The sequence below is a fragment of the Amycolatopsis sp. genome, from assembly GCF_035276945.1.
Taxonomy (GTDB): domain Bacteria; phylum Actinomycetota; class Actinomycetes; order Mycobacteriales; family Pseudonocardiaceae; genus Amycolatopsis_E.
Genome location: NZ_DATELF010000177.1, coordinates 76,641 through 93,576, shown reverse-complemented (window position 1 = coordinate 93,576; position 16,936 = coordinate 76,641). Strand labels below are relative to the sequence as shown.

The following is a 16,936-nucleotide window of genomic DNA, read 5'->3' as shown; positions in this document are numbered from 1 at the left end:
ACGTTTCGGAGAGGTCAGACGGGTCGCTGCTCGGACATGGCGAAGTAGGCGACCGTCCCGGCGAGCGCGTGCAGGTAGTGGTCGAGCACCACGAGGTTGACGTTGTCGAGGCGGTCGCAGGCCTTGTGGTAGCAGGGGTCGAACTTCTCGCCCGCCTGGCCGCCCCAAGCCGCGGCCTGTTCCGGGCTCTTCGGCTGGCGGTCACCGTTTTCCGCTCCGCCGGAGGGAATGTTCGCGTCGACGAACGGCGCCTCGTCATCTCCCACGAACTCGATGAACTCCGCGGTCACGCCTGTTTTTCCCAGTTGGTCGGCGAGCACATGGGCGACAGTGGCCGAACCGGGCGGTCCGGAGGCGGACTTGTCGTGGCCTTTCCCGCCCTGTGCGAAGTAGCCGCCGTTGGGGGAGGCCACCATGTCCACGTTCAGGTAGAGGATGATTTTGCCGCGATCCTCGGCGGACAGGTTCTTGACGTAGCCCGTCGAGCCCTCGGCGCCGGTCTCCTCGGAGCCGAAGAACGCGAATCTGACCGCGTTCCGCACGGTGGGTGAAGCACCGAGGTGACCGGCGATTTCCAGCAGCGTCGCCACGCCGGAACCGTTGTCGACGATGCCCGGACCCTTCGTCACGGAATCCAGGTGAGCACCGATCGTCACCACCTGCCCCGGGTCGCCGGTGCGTGTCTGCGCGATGACGTTCCGCAGCGTCACGCGCTCACGGCCGCCGTCCTCCCGGGACCCTTCGTAGGTAGGGGTGCTGACGTAGTAACCGGCGCCACGCAGGACACCGGCAACGTAGTCGACGCTCGCGTCGTATCCCGGACCGGGGGAGGCCCGGTTGCCGCCGTTCTCGTCGGCGATCTTCTGCAAGGCCCGAAGGTGGGTGAGCGCGCCCGTCTCGCTCACGTTGTTCTTCAGCTCCTGCCCCAGTCGCCCGTCGGCGAGGGGAAAGCTTGGGGTCTGGGGGCTTTCGGGCCCACAGCCCAGGACGAGCATCGCGGTGACGAGCGCCAGTGACAGTGACAGCGACGATGCCAGCCGGGCTCGCACTGGCGCGAAACGCGGCATGGCTACCTCTCCATCCGTCTCTTTGCGACATTCATCGTCGCGCACGGCGGAGGTCGTGGCAGCGCACGATCGAGGTGATACCTGCCGTGGTCGCGAAAAGCGCCCCATCGCCGGGGGAAACGGTGGGGCGCTTTTCGCGTCAGCGGCTCACTTGATGGCGAGCTTCTGGCCGACCAGGATCAGATCGGGGTTGCTGACGCGGTTCAGCTTCTGGAGCTGGACCCAGCCGCCCGCCACGTGAAATTTCCACGCGATGCCCGAGAGGGTGTCGCCCGCGACGACGGTGTAGCTACCGCCCGGGCTCGGCGCCGCGGCCGGACCGGCGGCCCTGGCCGGTGCCGGAGCCACCGGAGTGGCGGCCCGGGCCGGTGCCGGAGCTGCCGGAGCCACCGGAGCGGTGGCGCCCCCGAAGTTGGCGAACTGCGCCGGGCCGGAACCGGGCTTGCATTCCCAGGGTGCGGCGCCCTGCTTGGCGTAGATCCGGTCCGCGACGATCTGCTGCTGCGCCGCGGTCGCCCGGTCGGCGGTCGGGGCGAACTGACCGCCGCCGTTGGCGAGCCACGTTCCGGTGACGATCTGGAACAGGCCGGCCGGGCGGCCCGCGCGCTGCCCCGCCGGCGTGTTGTTCACGATGGCCGGGTTGCCGCCGCTCTCACACCTCACGAGTCCGGCCTGCCCGGGGAAGGCGTCGGCGGTGCCGGCCCCGATGATGCCGATACCCCCCACGGCCGCGCCGGCGAGCGCGGCGGTCGCGCCGGTCCGCTTGAGGATGGTTTTCGTCTTGCTGGGCTTGCTGTGACGTCCCACTTGCTCGCGGGTTCCTTTCGGTCACACCGCATCCCGGCAGCGCAGGGCCCATCTCGGTAGTCGGCGCGAAAGCCGTCCGACTGCCAAGATCGAAAATGCGCGCCTGGGGATGTCCGGCGGTGGCTCGCGGCCGCTGATCCTCGGGGTGGATCGCAGGTCACCGCGAAAGCGCGAGAAGATTACGAAAACGCAACAGCGAATGTCACCACTCCGTGTTCATGGACACAGATCATCAATTTCGGTAAGTGATCGTGTGCGCATTGTCGCGCCTTGTCCGCGAACCGCCGGTAATAAATCACCGCGCAACACTGGGAAAATATCGGTGCCCTGGCGGGTGGTCGGGGTCCGGAGAGCCGCGTTGAACACTTTCGCACCGGCTCGTGGACTACAAATGTCAATCACGACCGAGACCCGGTCCGCCGGGCGAGGGCGAGCCGGAAGGGGCCGACCGTGCCGGCGAGCGGATCCGGGTTCTTAACCATTTCTTATTCCCGGGTGCCACCATCGGGACAGGAGGAGACCGGAGGTGCCTCGTGCTCATCGTGATCGCCGACGACGAGCCCGCGGTGCGCGATTCGTTGTCCCGGACGTTGCGGTTCGAGGGCTACACCGTGGAGATCGCGGGCGATGGCGCGCGGGCGCTGGAGCTCATCCGGGCCGCCCGGCCGGACGGTGTCATCCTCGACTTGACGATGCCGGTGTTGGACGGCCTGGAAACCTGCCGCAGGCTGCGGGCCGAGGGAAACCTCGTGCCGGTGCTGATGCTGACCGCGCGGGGCGGCGTGACCGACCGGGTGGCGGGCCTGGACGCCGGGGCGGACGACTACCTGGCCAAGCCGTTCGCTTCGCAGGAACTGCTGGCCCGCGTGCGGGCGTTGCTGCGCCGCACCATGTATCTGGCGGGGCGGGTCGGGGCCGAGCTGCTGCGGTTCGAGGATCTCACGCTGAACCCGCTGACCCGTGAAGTGCGCCGCGGCGCCCGCGATGTCCGGCTGACCAGGACGGAGTTCTCGATCCTGGAAGTGTTCCTGCGGCACCCGTGGCGGGTGCTGACTCGCTCGGTGCTGTTCGACCAGGTCTGGGGTTACGACTTCGGCACCACGTCCAATGGCGTGGACGTCTACATCGGATACCTGCGCAAGAAGCTGGAGGCCGGTGGCGAGCGCCGCCTGCTGCACACCGTGCGCGGCGTGGGATACGCGTTGCGCGAGGAACCGCTCTGACGCTGCCGCCGGCCGAGGCGTTCAACGGGTTGCTCACACTCGACATGTCCGAGACCGCCCAGCAGCGACTCGTCCAAGTAGCCGGGCACGAACGTTCGACGGACACCCGGCCGCGGTCGGGGAGGCTGACGGGACGGCAGGGGTAGAGCGCGATCGACAACCGGGCGGGCATGATGGCCTGTCGGGCTGCCTCCAACGGCGCCTCGTGCTCAGATCACGCCCGCGCGGTCACCCTGGCGTCGAGGGCGTGGTTTGCATCGGGGCGGTGGGGTGTCCGTCCGGGTGCCGGGGCGTGTTGTTATGCGGCGGTTCGGGTGGGTGGGTCGTGGGCGTGGTCGCGCATGGGTCTTTGCCGGGGGTCGAGCCATCGGGGCGGGATGAATTCGGGGATGTGCCCGTTCATCCGGGCCAGCCGTTGTGTGATCTCGCGGTCGGAGACCCGCAACACCTGGGTCGGAAACGCCGGGCAGTCCTGGTGGCCTCGCGCCTGCGCCAGTCCTCGTTGGTTGACTTCGCCCACGATGGCCGGCACCTCGGCGTAGTCCCGGTCCAGTCGCGCCTCGCACGCCAGCAGGCGTGTGGTCAGCTCATCATCGGAGAGCCGCCACAGCGCGAGGGCGGCGGTTGACTGGTCCATGCCATGGCTTTTACCGAAACTCGAACGTGTGTTCACCATGCGATCAAGTAGAACTCAGCCGCCACCCAGGCAGAACTCGCTTGTACGGCGACATTTTCGCGCCAAACCGTCCACTTGCGATCGACCGGAGGCCCGACCGCCCAACAGGTCCAGGAATCTGAAGATCCTGTCGCGGCCGGTGTGGACGGGGCCTTCGGCGCGGCACCGGGCCGTGGCCCGGTGCCGCACCGGCCACCATCACCGGCCGAAGAAGTTGAACTGGCCCGGTCCCGGACCAGCCTTGCACTCCCACGGACGGGCACCCTGGCGGGCGTAGATCCGGTCCGCGACGATCTGCTGCTGCCACGGGGCGGCACGGTCCGCGGTGGGGGCGAACTGCCCGCCACCGTTGGCCAGCCAGGTGCGGGTGACGATCTGGAAGAGACCGGCCGGCCGGCCCGCGCGCTGTCCGGCGGGGGTGTTGTTGACGGCGTGCGGGTTGCCGCCGCTCTCACACCGGACCAGCCCGGCCTGGCCGGGGAAGGCGTCGGCGGTCCCGGCGCCGGCCAGGGCGGCGCCGCCCAGGATCGTGCCTGCGATGGCGGCGGCCGCGCCGGCCTTCTTGAAAACGGTCTTCAGTTTGCCCGGCTCGCTACGACGTTCCACGTCTCGCGGATTCCTTTCGTTCGCACCGCGAGTTCCCCTGGCCGCGCACAACCGGTCCGGGCAGTCGGGGCTGCCATGAGCGGAAATGTGCACCAGAGGTGTTCTGCGGTGGCCCGCGGCCGCTGATCCACGTCCGGATCGCAGGTCACCGCAAAAGCGCGAGAAGATTACGAAGCCGCAACGCGGAAAGTCGATACTCCGTGGTCATGGACACAGATCGGCGAGGTTTGGTAATCGGTCGTAAGCATATTGTCGCACCGCTGTTCGGGGAGAACGGGAATAGATCACGGCGCAACCAAGGGAATAACGCGGACCGTCAACGCCTCGAACCGGCTGGTGGAAGAACGGCCGATAATTGCGCACAATCCGGTGGACTACAAATGTCGATCACGGGCCGCGAACCGCAAGCGGTTGCGGTGCGCGTCCCCGGGGTGGAACCGGCGCAAGCCCGGTAGTCGTCGTTTCCGGACGACCGGGTAGCCGGCGGAGAGCCGGTCCGTGGCAGGCTGGAGCGGAAGCCGTCCTCCACGTTCAGTGGTGCGGCTCGATACCGCCGGTGAACCAGCAACCCCCTCGGAAGCGTGCGCGGGCCAACCGTACGTACGGTTTCAGGCGCGGTTGTACGTTGTTCGCGCATCGCACCCTCGGGTAGCCGGGCCAGGAGACCCCGAAGAGGAGGGACGATAGCCGGACGGCGAAACGACGCGAAGCAGGAACAACTCGAGCGATCGAGGGTCGGCTCCCGGGACGGCTTCCTCACCACTCGGCAGGGCGTCCGGGTGGGTCACACCGACGACTGCCTCACCGTGGGTGAGCGAGGCCCGACGCTGCTGGAGGACTTCCACGCGCGGGAGAAGATCACCCATTTCGATTTCCGGAACGAGTCGTGTACGCGCGGGGCGCGGGCGCGCCAAACCGGTCGGCGCGTTCGGGGCCGGGCTCGACCTGCTGCGGAAGGTGGGCGTGACCGAGGCACTGGCCGGGCACGAGGACGTGATCCTCGAGCGGGGTGTGGTCACGCGCGGCCGGGCGTTCCCCGCCCGGTGAGTTCTTCGACACGCTGGCGGCCGAAATGGCCAGGCGTCGCGCGTGGGACCACCGAACCGGCCGGGTTCCGGCGTAGCTACTCGCCGGCGCTCAGGCGGGCGGCCCACTTTTCCTCGATGCGCCCGAACTTCCACACGGCCAGCGCGACGGCCCAGGTGGCGAAGAACAGGCCCACGATGAGGAATCCGATGAGGTTCAGGTCGAGGTCGCCGATCCAGTCCCAGAAGCCGCCGTGCAGGCCGAGCTTTCCGGCCAGGAGGCTCAGCAACTCGACGGTGCCGATGATCAGCGCCACGGCGACCGACAGGCCGGTGATGGTGAGGTTGTAGTAGACCTTGCGGACGGGCTTGGAGAACGCCCAGCCGTAGGCGAAGTTCATGAACGACCCGTCGATGGTGTCCAGCAGGGACATGCCGGCGGCGAACAGCACCGGCAGGCACAGGATCGCGTACCACGGCAGGCCGGAAGCGGCGCCCGACCCGGCCAGCACCAGCAGCGCGATCTCGGTCGCGGTGTCGAAGCCGAGGCCGAACAGCAGCCCGGCCGGATACATCTGCCAGGGCCGCGTGATCGACCGCATCACGCGGCCCAGCAGGCGGTTCATCAACCCGCGGTTGTTCAGCTGTTCCTCCAGCGCGGCCTCGTCGAACCGGCCGGCCCGCATTTGGCGGAACACTCGCCAGATCCCGGCGAGGATGACCACGTTGATGATCGCGATGACGTACAGGAAGGTGCCCGACACACCCGCGCCGATCAGGCCGGTCACGGTGTGCAGTGCCGAGCTGTCGTCCTCGACCGGCCCGGCCAGTGTCTTCAGGCCGAGGGCGAGCAGGAAGGCCAGGCCGAACACGACCGTCGAATGCCCGAGGGAGAACCAGAACCCGACCGAGAGCGGGCGCCGGCCCTCGTCCATCAGCTTGCGGGTGGTGTTGTCGATCGCGGCGATGTGATCGGCGTCGAACGCGTGCCGCATGCCGAGGGTGTAGGCGGTCACTCCGATCCCGATGCCGAACGTCTTGGCGCCCAGGCTGTAGTGCTCCGGGACGACGAGGGCGACCAGGGTGAACCAGCCGATCACGTGCAGCGCGGCGATGAAGCCGGTCATGCCCGCGACGCGGCCCCATTCGGCGCGGCTCATCGAACCGGTGAAGCGCCGCCAGCGGGACCTCGGGGCCGTCGTGGCATCGGAGACGTTCATCGGCTGTTTTCCTCCCGCGCCGCTGGACTGCGAATGGTTCGCAGTTGCAAGATAGGTGCACCAACGGCCGGTTGTCACGGTCGAGGAGGAGTTCGTCATGCATCCCGACCACATACGCGCTCGCTGTCGTGAGGAGTTGCGGGCACGACGGATGCGGTTCACCAGCGCGCGGCTGTCGATCATGGACACGCTCGGCGCCAGCACCGGCCACCTCAGCGCCGCCGAGATCCACCACCGGATCTCCACGGCCGGCGGGCACCTCAACCTGTCGACCGTCTACCGGACCCTCGACCGGCTCACCGAGTCCGGCCTGGTGCACCGGCTGCCCGGCCAGGCCCAGGTCACCTACGGCCTCGCCGTCGAGCCGCACCATCATGCGGTCTGCAACCGCTGTGGCACCATCCAGGAGATCCCCGCCCCCGCGTTGGCGGACGCCCTGCGCGCCACGGCGAAAGCGATCGCCTTTCGCCCCGAAAGCGTCGTGGTGACCGGATTGTGCCCCGCCTGCCAGGCCTGACGTTCAGCGGACTGTCCCCTGTTCCGCCGTGAGCCGGTAGCCGCGGTGCCCACCCCCGTGTCTACTCGATGCCGAACACCGGGTCCCGAATGATTCCCTTCCTCGTCATAAATGGCGAAAGCGGGTCTTGGCGATTCATGGAAATGACGAAGACATGGTCCTCGGCTTACTGCCAAGCTATCCTCGTTATCAGGTCGGATGCCGGACAGGGATGGGGAATCACCGTGACACGTCGTCGATCTCGTGCGGTCACCTTCGGTGTGGCCGTGGCGATCCCGCTGATCGCCGGTTTCCTGGCGGCGAGCCCCGCCGGCGCGGCGGTGTCCCCGGGCAGCAGCATCGGCACGAACAGCATTGCCGGGACCAACAGCATTGCCGGCACGAACGGAATCCAGGGGTCCGGCTAGCGGTTTCCGACGCTCCTTCTTGGCTTCGGACGGCGTAGCTTTCGCGCGCTCGCCGTCCCGCGGCGGGGGCGCCTAATTAGTCTCCCGAGCCGAGCCGGCGGTGCCCCCGGTGCCGATGGTCGCGCTGGTGCCGGTCGTCACCCCAGATGGAGCCGACGATGACGCCGGCCGCCGCCGGTAGCAGGAACACGTACCAGACGTGGAACACGCCGAAGAACAGCACCACCGCGAGCAACGCGGACAGCGGGACCATCGCGCCGCCGATCCGTTGCGCCAGTGACTTCTCGCCCGGGCGGGCAGGCTGCCGCGCCTGCCTGGGCGCGGGTTTCGCCGGAGGCGGGGCGCCCACCGTGCCGAAGGCCGGGTGTGGTTCCGGCAGATCGGTGAACAACGCGAGCAGATCCCGCCGGGTCTTCGCCGCGGCCACCCTGGCGGTGCGCTCGCCGTACTCGTCGACACCCAGCCGGCCGGCGGTCATGTGCTCACCGAGCTTGCCAATGGCATCCTCACGCTCGGTGTCACCGATCCGGATATCCGGCGAGTCGCTCTCCACATTCGGATACTACGCGATTGACGCATTGAATCAGGAGACATCACGAGTTCGGTTATCGCGGCGAAGCGCCACTACGACGAGGTCGACCTTGATCACACCGCTTCCAGGCCGGGGTCGGCGCGTTCCGAGACGAAGGAGGCGCGGGTCGACACCGGCGCGCCCCGGCGCGTGACGTACGGGAGGATGCGGAAGTCGGCCCGCACCCGGTCGCGGTCGAGTCGGCAGGTGACGTAGCCGCGCTGGAAGTTGGTGAACTTCATGTGCGGGTTGGCGCGCAACTCGACCTGGAACGCATTGGTGGTGTCGGAGCCGTCGCCGTTGCTGGTGATCGAAGTGCCGACGAATTCGACACCAAGGGTCGGCGAGCTCTGGTCGGCGAAGTCGCGTTTGAGGTCGCAGGCGTAGTTGGCGTGCGTATCGCCTGTGATCACCAGGATTCCCTGGGCCTTGCGCTCGGAGATGCCGTCGAACAGGCGTTTCCGGTCGGCGGTGTAGCCGTCCCAGGCATCCATCGACAGGTAGGGCGGGTCGGTGAGGGTGGTCCGGCGCTCGGCCATCATCACCTGGTTCGCGATCAGGTTCCACCGCGCCTGGGACGAGCTCAACCCGTCGAGCAGCCAGTCCATCTGCCCGGCACCCGTGATGGTGCGGGCAGGGCTGCCCGCGTCTGAGCAACCTGCCTTCGCACCGTCGCCGCAGGCCTGGTCGGACCGGTACTGCCGGGTGTCGAGCACGCTGACCCGCATCAGGTCGCCGAAGTCGAACCGGCGGTACAGCCGGGCATCCGGGCCCTTCGGTTCCTGAAGTGGCCGCAGCGGCTGGTGTTCCCAGTAGGCCCGGTACGCGTTGGCGCGCCGCACCAGGAAATCGTCGGTCGGGAGGTTGCCCTTGGAGACGGCGCCGGCGTAGTTGTTCTCGACCTCGTGGTCGTCCCACGTGACGATCCACGGGAAGGCCGCGTGCGCGGCCTGGAGGTCAGGATCCGACTTGTAGAGCGCGTACCGCAGCCGGTAGAGATCGAGCGTGTCGGGCGCGGTTTCGAAGATCGGCGGGACGCTGAGCGAGGTGTCGGCGCGGTGGCCGCCGTGGGCGTTGATCGCGCCCTCGTAGATGTAGTCGCCGAGGAAGAACAGGACGTCCAGATCCTCGTTCACCATGTGCTGGTAGGCCGTGTAGTAGCCGCTGGGGAACGACTGGCAGGACGCGACGCCGAAGTTCAGGCCGTTGACGCGGCCGGCCGGCGCGGTCTTCGTGCGCCCGGCCGGACTGAGGTAGCGGCCCGCGCGGAACCGGTAGAAGTACTCCCGCGACGGCTCCAAGCCGCGTACGTCGACGTGCACCGCGTGCCGGTACTCGGGCCGGGCGGTCGCGATTCCGGCGCGCACCACCTGCCGGAACCCCTCGTCCTTCGCCACCTGCCATTCGACCGGGTAGTTCGCGTAGGGCATGCCGCCCAGCGGATCGAACAGCTCCGGGACCAGCCGGGTCCACAGCACCACGGCCGTGGACAGCGGATCACCGGAGGCGATGCCCAGCCGGAACGGGTCGGACCGCAGGTCGCCGGGTATCGCCGTCGCGGTGCCCCGTTCGGTCAGGTTCGTGCCGAACGCCAGCGCCACCGCCGCACCGGTGCAGGTGAGCACCCGGCGCCGGGTGAACGAGACAGCCTGGCGCGGTTCGTCCTGATCGTCGTGCACGGGCGACCTCCCCACGGTGGATGTCGGTGGATGTCGTGCTTTCCGGGGGCTCGCCCCAGACCCTGGACCCGGCAAAAAGTTGACCACCGCCGAGTAAAGCAGGATCTCGCCCTGGGCGACCACCTGATGGCCGCAAGAAGTCACGCGAGCGCGGATCCCACGTGTCGTGACTCGGAACTTACGCGTCGTGAAAGCTGGACTCGGGCGTCGCGAACCCGGAACTCGCGCGTTGTGAAGGCTGGACTCGGGCGTCGTGGGGGCTGGACTCGCGGGTTGGCGTGACAGGATGGCGGCATGGCCACCGGTCCCTTGTCCTCGAGCAACGCCCGCCGTCCCTGGCGCGGTGTCGAAGCCGGTGAGCGGCAGGCCCGGCGCCGCGAGCAGCTCGTCGGCGCGGCGTTCGCGATCATGGGCGCCGAGGGAGCCGCCGCGGTGACCATGCGGGGCGTCTGCCGTGCGGCCAAGCTGACCGAGCGGTACTTCTACGAAAGCTTCGGCCGCCGCGAGGACGTGCTGGTCGCGGTGTTGGAGACGGTGGCGGGGCAGGCGGGCGCGGTGCTGGAGCAGGCGCTCGACGAGGCTCCGCCGGATACCCCCGAGCTGGTCCGCCATGCGGTGAAGGCGTTCACGGAGTTCGTCACGGCCGATCCTCGCCGCGGACGGGTGCTGTTCGTCGAGTCGCTGGCCGCGCCCGAACTGGCGAACCGGGGCGCCGAACTCGTCGAGAGGTTCACCGCGACGATCGCCCGGGCGCTGCGCGGCCCGGCGTTGGGCGGGCCGGACGCGGACGCCGACGACGTCGAACTCAACGCCCAGGCGGTTTTCGGCGCCCTCGCCTACCTTTACCAGTCTTGGCTCGCGGGCCGGGCGAAGGTCGGTCGCGAGCGCTTCGCCGAGCACGTCGCCCAGGTGATCGAGCAGGTCGCGAAGGCGACATCGCAGCCCTCCCGCAGTGGTTGAGCGTCGTGGTGGTGCGGGTCCCCGCGGTTGACGCGTCCACCGTCACAGTCCTGCTCTCGTAGTTTCTGGAGGCGTTTTCCGCGGCCGGTACCGAGCCCGTCACGTCCCCCGTGAGGACGGGTCGGTGTTTCGGTCTGGAAGGGAGCGGGTAGGAAGAGACTCGCGTTTCGTGCGGGGAGTGCGCGATGCGCTGACTTTTGGAGAAATCATGATTGATCGACGCTTTACTTCCTCGCGCAGCGTGCGAACCCCCACCGAGCCACAGCATCTCCTGGCCGGCTTCCCCGACTACCTGAGCGCCCAGCGCCTGGTCGACCGGATGTCGGACGAGGGCTTCCCCGTCGAGCACGTCCGCATCGTCGGCGAGGGCATCCGGACGGTGGAACAGGTCACGGGCCGGATGACCCGCGGGAAGGCGGCGGCCATGGGCGCGAGCAGTGGCGCGTGGTTCGGCCTGTTCATCGGCCTGCTGTTCGGCGTGTTCGCCGTCGGCCCCGGCTGGCTGTGGGTCCTGGTGATCAGCTTGGTGATCGGCGCGGTCTGGGGCGCCGTCTTCGGGTTCCTCGCGCACTGGAGCACCCGCGGGGAGCGCGACTTCGCGAGCATCACGGGCTTGCAAGCTGACCGCTACAACGTCTACGTCGATGCCTCGTTCGAGGCCCGGGCCACCCGTTACCAGGTCCACCATGCGTAGCGCGTTGAGTGGCCAGGCGCGGGAACGGCTCGAGCAGGAACTGGCCGCGCTGCGAGACCGCCGTGACCGCCTCGCCGGGCAGGTGCGTGCCCGCGACCGCGTGGGCGACCAGGCCGACGAGGCATTCTCGCTCCGGCTCGACGACGACATCGCCGCCATGGACGACCGTATCGGCGAACTGTCCGAACTGCTCGCGTCGGGCCGCAACGTGGAGACCGGCACGCACGGTGTGCTCGACGGCACCAGGGTGACGTTGCGGTTCGCCGACGGCGAGGTACAGACGCTCCAGGTGGTGGCCGTTCCGGAGGAGATCCCGGCCGGCCAGGAGGACGCCATGGTCACCTTCGACAGCCCGCTCGGGCTGGCGTTGTCCGGGCGCGCGGCCGGGGACACCATCGCCTATTCGGCTCCCGCCGGCGTCGTGCGGGCCGAAATCGTGTCGCTGGAGCCGCCCGACTAGCGCCGCCGGCCCGCCCTTGCCCAACGCGCGCCCGCGCGCGTGCCCCACACTCGTGTCGCACGGTCGCCGCGCGCGTGTCCCACGTTCGCGTCGCGTGAGTTCGACATTCGGCGCCCTCGAGTTCCACACATGCCGAGTCGCGGCACCCGACGTCTGGCCTTTCGCGAACGGGTGCGCATCATCGGGCCATGTCCGGTGCGGTCGTGGTCAGCGAGGGACGTCGTGCGGCGAGCGTGGCTGCCGTGCCGCGCGCCGTCCTCCAGCACGAGCCGGTCGCCCGCCGGACGATCGCGCGGCTGACCGGGCTCAGCACCGCGGCGGTCACCCGGCACTGCCGTGAACTCGCCGAACTCGGCCTGATCCGCGAGATCGCCGAACCCACCGTGCGCGGCAGGGGCCGGCCGCACGTGCCGGTGGACATCGACGTGGACCGGCATCTCGTCGGCGGAGTGCACACCGCGCACGATTACCGCACGCTGGCCGCGGTCGACCTGCGCGGCCGGGTGCGGGCCCAGGAACAGGCCCCGCGCGAGGGCGGCCCGCCGGACACGGTGTTGTCGGCGATCGCGAACGGGTTTCCGGCCTTCGTCACCGCCCGGCTGCCGGGTGCGGTTCCGGTAGCCGTGGGAGTCGCCGCCGGCGGCCGGGTGGATTCCGACGACGGCATCCTGGTCGAGCACCCCTCGCTGGGCTGGCGCGATGTTCCGGTGCGTGAAGCGCTTTCCCGGGATATTCGAGGACGGGGTCCTCCATTTCCCCGAATGTGTCGACGTGCTGCGCGAAGAACTCGCCGCCAGGCGATCGTCCCGTTCTGCAGCTGTCACGAGAAGGGCTGCTCGGGATTTCCGTCATCGTCGACACCGTCAAGGCGCCCGACGCCGACATCGACGCCCTGCCGCTCAAGGACGAGGACAGGGCGAAGCTGCGCGGCGAGATGTTCTTCTTCGTCCGCGAGAAGCTGGTCAACATCGACGGAGCGAACTTCGCCGATATCTTGTCGCCGACTCTGTCGGCGATCACGCGCAGTGGGGTCTCCCGGCAGTACTGCTCGGTCCCGCGGACACCTCGGTGGCCGGATGCGACTCGCTTTCCAGCGCGCCGAAGGACTTCTCGGGCAAAGCGCGGTGTTCGAGCAGTGCCAGCTCTACTTCGGCGTTGCGTCGGATCCGATCGCCTCGCTCGCCCATACCGAGCAGCCCTACGAAAGAGTTGCCACGCGGGCGGTGACCTGGCGCAGGTAGGTCTCGGGCTAACGTGTGCGGCTATGGCCCGCACTCGCCTCTACCGCAACGGCGTGCTGGAAGCCGAAAACTTCCCGGCAGTGGACATTTCGGACTATTTGCGCGATCCGACCGCCACAGTGTGGCTGGACATGTGCTTTCCCACCGAGGAAGACCTGGCCACCATCAGTGAAGAACTCAGCCTGCACCGGCTCGCGGTCGAGGACGCGGTCCAGGAACACCAGCGTCCCAAACTGGACCGCTACGACACCCACTGGTTCTTGACCGCGTATACGGTCCGGCTGGACACCGAAACGGGCATGCTCGCCACCTCCGAACTGGCCGCGTTCATCACCGAGGGGGCGCTGGTCACCGTCCGCAAGGACGACCACATCGACATCGACGACATCGTGGAGCGCTGGGACTCGGCGGCCGAACTGGCCAAGGGTGGGGTCGGTTTTCTGCTCCACGGTGTGCTCGATCACATCGTCGACGGGCACTTCGATGTCGTGCAGTCGCTCGACGAGCAGATCGAAGGGCTGGAAGACCTGGTGTTCGCCGACCGGGTCGATCACCGGGACATGCAGCGCCGTTCCCTGCGCCTGCGCAAGAGCCTGGTTTCGTTACGCCGGGTGGTGCTGCCGATGCGGGAGGTGGTGAACTCTCTGCTGCGCCATGACCACCGCGGTCTGGTGGACGACGAACTGGTGCCCTACTACCAGGACGTCTACGACCACGTCCTGCGTGCCTCGGAATGGACCGAATCCCTGCGGGACCTGATCACGACCATTCGCGAAACACAGCTGAACCTGCAGGGCAACCGACTGAACATGATCATGAAGAAGGTCACCAGCTGGGCCGCCATCATCGCCGTGCCCACCGCGATCACCGGGTTCTACGGCCAGAACGTGCCCTATCCCGGGTACGGCCAGCCCTGGGGTTTCTGGTTCTCCACGGTGGTGATCATCGTGCTCTCCGCTGGCCTTTATCTCCTGTTCAAACGCCGCGACTGGCTCTGACCCCGGGCCGGCGCGGGAGGAAATAACGGAACGGTCGAAGGATCGGTTTTTTGCCGGCATTCCGGCAATTCTGGCCGTGGCGTGGCCAATGCTCGGGTGGTGCCGGCCCGGGTTAGGATTCGCGCGGGAACGGTATTCGGTTCTGTGTTCTGGTCTTTTGGTGGAATGGAAGGTGTCCGGTGTTCGTGCGGCGATCCTTGGTTTTCGGTGTGGTGCTCGCCACGGGGCTGGGTTGTGTGGCGTGCGGTAAGTCGCCCGTACGGCAGGCGCCTGCGATGTCGGCGGCCGGCGCGCCCGCGGTCGCGGAGCTGACGGCGGACCGGGTGGGTGCGGAGATCACGGCGGCGTATCAGGGAACCTCGGCGGTGCACGTCCGCGCCACGACGACCGAAGGGTCGACGACGTCCAAGGTCGATGTGCAGTTGAACAAGGACAGCGCGGGGGGCACGATCACCCAGGGAGACGCCACGGTGCCGGTGCGGCGGGTCGGCGGCGTGTATTACGTGCAGATGACCGACAGTGTCCTCAAAATGGCAGGGTTGTCGCCGACCGCCTCCCCGGGCCGGCTGATGCGGAACAAGTGGGTTTCGTCCGAATCGAAGCTCGGCGCGGAAGTGACCAACAACACGAAGGAAGCCCTCAGCTATGAGGAATTCATTTCGCACACGGCCGGGGAAATCACGAAGGGCACCTTCACCGCGGCCGGAAAGGACTCGGTGGACGGTGTACCGGTACTGGTGTTCAAGGATGGCGACGGTTCGACCTCGGCCGTCACGGAGGCAAGCCCGCACTACCTGATCCGCGCGACCAACGGCACCGACACCTTGGACTTCAGTGGTTGGGACGAACCAGTCGCGGTGACCGCACCGGCCGCCGCGGACCTGTATTCGGGACCGGGGGCCTGAAACTGCATCCGGTACCCAGGTGCGGGTTTGCGGTCGTGCCATGAGTGCGCGTGAACTCCCTGGGTACCGCAGGTGTGTACGTTGCCGGTGGCGGATCTTTCGTCGCGGAGTTCGACAAGCTGTTCGCGATTTCGCCGCGAGGCCTGGATCGCCGGGCGCTGGACGCGTCAGAGTCGCGGGCCGCGGGGGCTATCGTCGCGATCGTGACTGTGGCTCGTTCACTGGTGTTGTTCGCGCTCGCCGCGCTGGCTGAGATCGGTGGCGCGTGGTTGGTTTGGCAGGGCGTGCGGGAGCACCGCGGGCTCTGGTGGGTCGCGGCCGGCGTGATCGCGCTCGGTGTGTACGGGTTCGTCGCGACGTTCCAGCCGGAGGTGCACTTCGGGCGGATCCTCGCCGCGTACGGTGGGGTGTTCGTGGCCGGTTCCCTGGTCTGGGGCGTGCTCGTGGACAAGTTCCGGCCCGGCCGGTGGGACTACCTCGGCGCCGTGATCTGCCTGGTCGGCGTCGCGGTGATCATGTACGCCCCGCGTCGCTGACCCTGGCCCGTGAACCTGGGCAGCTGCGAGGATTCGCTTCCCCGTCCGCCCTTGTCTCATGTGGACTTGCACTTGGAAGAGGTTGTCGTACAAGAAAGTTCTGGCTTGGTGGCCGTGAGTTTCACTCCATCGTGTGGTGAACACGTGTTCGAGTTTCGGTAGGATCTATGGCATGGACCAGTCGACCGCCGCCCTCGCGCTGTGGCAGCTCTCCGATGATGAGCTGACCGCACGGTTTTGTTGGCGTGCGAGGCACGACTGGGCCGGGACTACGGCTGGGGCCCAGTTGGGCTGGTCGTACTCATTCGTGGCGGCACTGGAACCAGGGCGCGCGTCGAGGACGGCGATCCTGGATGCCAGGCGGCCGGGACCCGATGACGAGGACATCGGTAGCGCCGCTGTTCAACTGCGTACAGTGGTCGAAGGGCGGCGACCCCGAGATCTGGATCATCGGGGAAATCGGATGCGACTGCCAAGAAGACGAAACAACAAGCAGCGCAAAACTCAAGCTGAGACGTACTCACTCGGCGAGCTGATGCAGAACGATGAGACCGCCGTGCGCGGGTTGGTCGAGCCGCTGGTCGTCGGTAGTGACGTACTCATCGACAAGTTCGAGGATTCGGCGATCCAGCTCGGCCGCGTCTTCGGGTGACAGGTGCAGGGCGAAGCGGAGAAACGTCCGGACCGATGCACGGCCTGCCTCGTGCAGTTCGTCTTGGACGGCTTCGATCGGGGCGAACGCGGCGTCGGCTTCGGTGTCCGGCGGGTCGTCCAACCACCATGATCGGGCTTTCGCCCGGTAAGGCTTTTCCAGAGCGCCGCTTTCGCCGGTTCGCACTGGTGCTTGTTTCAAAAGCCCCGCGTCGACCAGTTGGCGGACGTGGTAGAGGACGGTTCCGGGGTCGCGCTCGAGCCGGTCGGCAAGTTGCTTGTTGGTCAACTCCTGCTGCCAGCACAGCCGCACGATGCGCAGGCGCAGTGGATGTGCCAGCGCCTTCGCCTCGCGGACAGTGGCCTCACGTCGTCGTACCCGATGCCCCTCGCCGACCCGATCCTCCATGCCCACAGCGTAAACCGTCGATTCCGTGAAAGCACATCGATGGAGATTTATCCATCGATGTGTGATTCTCCATGGGTGGGAAACCGGGCGGTGTCCTGGCACCAGTGCTCGGACTTCGTGCGGTGTTCGTCATCATGGGTCTTTTGGCGCTCGCCGGACTCGCCAAAATGACGAGAGTGACCGACAGTGCCATTGACAGCGCCATGGCCGCGCCGGCTGATCGATCCGGGCCGGGCGGGCGGTACCGGGGGAATGAATTGATTGGCATTCGCGGGCGGCGGCAC

The 16,936-nt window shown here is 67.8% G+C and carries 18 protein-coding genes and 1 pseudogene; 11 read left to right on the top strand and 8 right to left on the bottom strand.

Annotated features, from left to right (window positions below):
- Positions 1-14 precede the first annotated feature (14 nt).
- On the bottom strand, positions 15-1,067 hold the full coding sequence (locus tag VJT49_RS32730; RefSeq protein ID WP_324168844.1) for a M28 family peptidase: 1,053 nt from the start codon (positions 1,065-1,067) through the stop codon (positions 15-17).
- A gap of 147 nt (positions 1,068-1,214) precedes the next feature.
- Positions 1,215-1,874: a LysM peptidoglycan-binding domain-containing protein gene (locus tag VJT49_RS32725; RefSeq protein WP_324168843.1), complete on the bottom strand. Its 660-nt coding sequence runs from the start codon at positions 1,872-1,874 to the stop codon at positions 1,215-1,217.
- 533 nt (positions 1,875-2,407) lie between these two features.
- On the opposite strand from VJT49_RS32725, the gene VJT49_RS32720 reads away from it, so the two are divergent.
- On the top strand, positions 2,408-3,097 hold the full coding sequence (locus VJT49_RS32720) for a response regulator transcription factor (protein WP_324168842.1): 690 nt from the start codon (positions 2,408-2,410) through the stop codon (positions 3,095-3,097).
- Between the two features lie 298 nt (positions 3,098-3,395).
- Here the strand turns inward: VJT49_RS32720 and VJT49_RS32715 are convergent, their stop codons facing one another.
- Both VJT49_RS32715 and VJT49_RS32710 read right to left on the bottom strand, forming a co-directional pair.
- Positions 3,396-3,734 (bottom strand): hypothetical protein, encoded by a 339-nt coding sequence (locus VJT49_RS32715; protein ID WP_324168841.1) that lies wholly within the window; start codon positions 3,732-3,734, stop codon positions 3,396-3,398.
- A gap of 237 nt (positions 3,735-3,971) precedes the next feature.
- On the bottom strand, positions 3,972-4,379 hold the full coding sequence (locus VJT49_RS32710) for a transglycosylase family protein (protein WP_324168840.1): 408 nt from the start codon (positions 4,377-4,379) through the stop codon (positions 3,972-3,974).
- A gap of 683 nt (positions 4,380-5,062) precedes the next feature.
- Here VJT49_RS32710 and VJT49_RS32705 point away from each other — a divergent pair.
- Positions 5,063-5,289, top strand: a pseudogene (locus VJT49_RS32705) (catalase); the annotation flags it as partial.
- A gap of 213 nt (positions 5,290-5,502) precedes the next feature.
- Here the strand turns inward: VJT49_RS32705 and VJT49_RS32700 are convergent.
- A complete protein-coding gene (locus tag VJT49_RS32700) occupies positions 5,503-6,624 on the bottom strand; it encodes a HoxN/HupN/NixA family nickel/cobalt transporter (protein ID WP_324168839.1) in 1,122 nt (373 codons plus the stop codon).
- A 97-nt stretch (positions 6,625-6,721) separates the two neighbouring features.
- Here VJT49_RS32700 and VJT49_RS32695 point away from each other — a divergent pair, with 97 nt between their 5' ends.
- Complete coding sequence (locus VJT49_RS32695; RefSeq protein WP_324168838.1) at positions 6,722-7,141, top strand: Fur family transcriptional regulator; 420 nt, start codon at positions 6,722-6,724, stop codon at positions 7,139-7,141.
- Between the two features lie 224 nt (positions 7,142-7,365).
- Positions 7,366-7,548, top strand: coding sequence for a hypothetical protein (locus VJT49_RS32690; RefSeq protein ID WP_324168837.1), 183 nt, complete (start codon positions 7,366-7,368; stop codon positions 7,546-7,548).
- Between the two features lie 76 nt (positions 7,549-7,624).
- Here VJT49_RS32690 and VJT49_RS32685 read toward each other — a convergent pair whose 3' ends face one another.
- Together VJT49_RS32685 and VJT49_RS32680 are read right to left on the bottom strand one after the other, a co-directional pair.
- Entirely contained in the window at positions 7,625-8,101 is a 477-nt protein-coding gene (locus tag VJT49_RS32685; protein ID WP_324168836.1) for a DUF1707 domain-containing protein, read from the bottom strand.
- 92 nt (positions 8,102-8,193) lie between these two features.
- Complete coding sequence (locus VJT49_RS32680) at positions 8,194-9,798, bottom strand: alkaline phosphatase D family protein (RefSeq protein ID WP_324168835.1); 1,605 nt, start codon at positions 9,796-9,798, stop codon at positions 8,194-8,196.
- Between the two features lie 294 nt (positions 9,799-10,092).
- On the opposite strand from VJT49_RS32680, the gene VJT49_RS32675 reads away from it, so the two are divergent.
- The 7 genes from VJT49_RS32675 (at position 10,093) to VJT49_RS32645 (ending at position 15,592) form a co-directional block, all read left to right on the top strand.
- Positions 10,093-10,758 carry a TetR/AcrR family transcriptional regulator gene (locus VJT49_RS32675; protein ID WP_324168834.1) on the top strand — a complete coding sequence of 222 codons (666 nt, stop codon included), beginning with the start codon at positions 10,093-10,095 and terminating at the stop codon, positions 10,756-10,758.
- Between the two features lie 178 nt (positions 10,759-10,936).
- Positions 10,937-11,452 carry a general stress protein gene (locus tag VJT49_RS32670; protein WP_324168833.1) on the top strand — a complete coding sequence of 172 codons (516 nt, stop codon included), beginning with the start codon at positions 10,937-10,939 and terminating at the stop codon, positions 11,450-11,452.
- Positions 11,445-11,912: a GreA/GreB family elongation factor gene (locus tag VJT49_RS32665; protein ID WP_324168832.1), complete on the top strand. Its 468-nt coding sequence runs from the start codon at positions 11,445-11,447 to the stop codon at positions 11,910-11,912. Before VJT49_RS32670 ends, VJT49_RS32665 begins: the two co-directional genes overlap by 8 nt.
- A gap of 188 nt (positions 11,913-12,100) precedes the next feature.
- Positions 12,101-13,153, top strand: a complete 1,053-nt coding sequence (locus VJT49_RS32660; protein ID WP_324168831.1) for a hypothetical protein — start codon at positions 12,101-12,103, stop codon at positions 13,151-13,153.
- Between the two features lie 23 nt (positions 13,154-13,176).
- Positions 13,177-14,151, top strand: a complete 975-nt coding sequence (locus VJT49_RS32655; RefSeq protein WP_324168830.1) for a magnesium transporter CorA family protein — start codon at positions 13,177-13,179, stop codon at positions 14,149-14,151.
- A 185-nt stretch (positions 14,152-14,336) separates the two neighbouring features.
- The gene (locus VJT49_RS32650) at positions 14,337-15,056 is read left to right on the top strand and encodes a hypothetical protein (protein ID WP_324168829.1); all 720 of its coding nucleotides are present in this window, start codon (positions 14,337-14,339) and stop codon (positions 15,054-15,056) included.
- A 203-nt stretch (positions 15,057-15,259) separates the two neighbouring features.
- Complete coding sequence (locus VJT49_RS32645; RefSeq protein WP_414636137.1) at positions 15,260-15,592, top strand: YnfA family protein; 333 nt, start codon at positions 15,260-15,262, stop codon at positions 15,590-15,592.
- Positions 15,593-16,112: 520 nt separating this feature from the next.
- Here the strand turns inward: VJT49_RS32645 and VJT49_RS32640 are convergent.
- Positions 16,113-16,652 carry a winged helix-turn-helix domain-containing protein gene (locus VJT49_RS32640; protein WP_324168828.1) on the bottom strand — a complete coding sequence of 180 codons (540 nt, stop codon included), beginning with the start codon at positions 16,650-16,652 and terminating at the stop codon, positions 16,113-16,115.
- Between the last annotated feature and the right edge of the window lie 284 nt (positions 16,653-16,936).